Source organism: Pengzhenrongella sp. (genome assembly GCF_036565025.1).
Taxonomy (GTDB): domain Bacteria; phylum Actinomycetota; class Actinomycetes; order Actinomycetales; family Cellulomonadaceae; genus Pengzhenrongella.
The window spans coordinates 1-1,638 of the sequence record NZ_DATCNW010000194.1 but is presented as its reverse complement, the minus strand read 5'-3'; the positions used below and the strand labels follow the sequence as shown (position 1 = coordinate 1,638).

General features: G+C 72.5%; 2 protein-coding genes. Both read right to left on the bottom strand.

Annotated elements, in window-relative coordinates; translation table 11 throughout:
* Positions 1-16 precede the first annotated feature (16 nt).
* Entirely contained in the window at positions 17-928 is a 912-nt protein-coding gene (locus VIM26_RS11235; protein WP_331951159.1) for a lysophospholipid acyltransferase family protein, read from the bottom strand.
* On the bottom strand, positions 928-1,638 hold a 711-nt coding region (locus VIM26_RS11230), incomplete at its 5' end, for an alpha/beta hydrolase (RefSeq protein WP_331951157.1). The genes VIM26_RS11235 and VIM26_RS11230, both read right to left, overlap by 1 nt.

Sequence of the window (1,638 nt, the reverse complement as noted above, 5' to 3'; positions counted from 1 at the left end):
CATCGCGTTAGAGGTTCTAAGGCGCGCCTATCCGCCGGAAGAGGTTGTCATGAGCCTGCTCGGGGTGGGCGAGCACGACCGTCCCAAGCACGTCCGCGAGCCGGTCCAGCAAGATTTGGGGGTCGGTAGACGGCTCGAGCGGCGGGTGCAGGATGCCGACCTGGCGATAGCCGCGTCGCAGGGTAAACGCAGGCACGACCGGCGCGCCCGTTTCGACCGCGAGCCGCGTGACGCCGCTCGCCACCGACACCGTATGGCCCGCGAGGCGCGTTGCGGCGTTGCCCCCCGCGTCGGCGCCCATCCAGACGGCCTCCCCGCGCCGAAGGAGCTCGCGGAGCACCGGGTACGAGCCCGGCTGGCGCACCCAGCGGCAACCGGCGTCCTCGACCCAGCGGTTCTGCGCTACGACCCAGCGGCCGAGCCGCCCGTCGAGCCCCGGCTCTCCGACGTTGTGTCCGCCGGAGAGGTACAGCTTGACGCCACGTGCGGCCAGGGCATGAACGAGCGCGAGGAAGGGGCCGACATGAGCCGTCGCGAGGATGACGCCCCGGCTTGCGGCGCGGGCCCGCTCCAGGTGCTCCAGGCCCTCGATCTCGATCGTCCGGGCGAGCCACGGTCGCCACTGGAGCTCTGCTCGCACCGCCTCGTCGACGACGTGTGCGCGCGAGATCTGCCGAATCCGGGGTGACTCCCTCGGGGCGCGCAGCAGCGCCGCCACCCGGCTCAGCGCCTGCTCGCGCCTGCGCCGGAGGAGGTGCCACTCCGCAAGGCCCCGGAGCGCGGCGACCCGGAGCGCCACCGGGGTCGGCAGCAGTCGGTGGACGCCGGGCGTGCCGTAGACGCGCACCCAGAGGCTCTGGCCTGTCGCCTGGAGCAGGTTCGCCTGCGGTTGCTCGACTGCGGCGACGCGATCGGCGAGCTCATCCATCACGTGCGCGTCGCGAACGCGTCTTCGATTGCTTCGGCCAGGAGCTCGGGCGCGGAGAGCGAGGCGCAGTGCCCGCAGTCGAGCGTGACGAGTCTCGCGCCGAGCTCGGCGGCCAGCAGCGCGCCTTGGCGCTCGGGACAGGCCGGGCTTCGGGCGGCCCGGAAGACCGTGACGCGCGCCGCACTGCCGTTCGGCCGGTTCGGGAGCGGCGCCGGTTGCGCGAACAGACGCAGGGTGGCGTGAATCGTCTCCGAATCGGCACGGAGGTGCGAGCGTGCGTTTCGGCCGCGGGCTGCCTCGTCGAGGTCGGCTGTCAGGGGGTAGTCGGCCATCAGGTCGACGAGCCGGTCGAAGTCGTGCTCTAGGTATGGCCCGATGACGCGGCGGTACGCCTCGCGCCTCGTCGTGGCCCTCTGCCAACCCCAGCGCCACAGCGCATCCACGTCCAGCATCGGGTCGACGATCCCGACGCCGGCGACCACGGCCGGCTCCGCGTTCCAGAGGAGCCGTGCGAGGTCGCCTCCGAACGACAGCCCGCAGATCGCGACCGGCGCGGCGGCACGCACGAACGGCCGGAGGTCTTCCACGTAGTCGGCAATCGATTCCACCGGCCCGGCGGGTGAGTCGCCGTGCCCGCGGAGGTCCGGAAGGATCGATCCGAACCGGCCGTCGAGTGCGTCCGCCACCTCGTACAGATGGTCCCGGCTCGC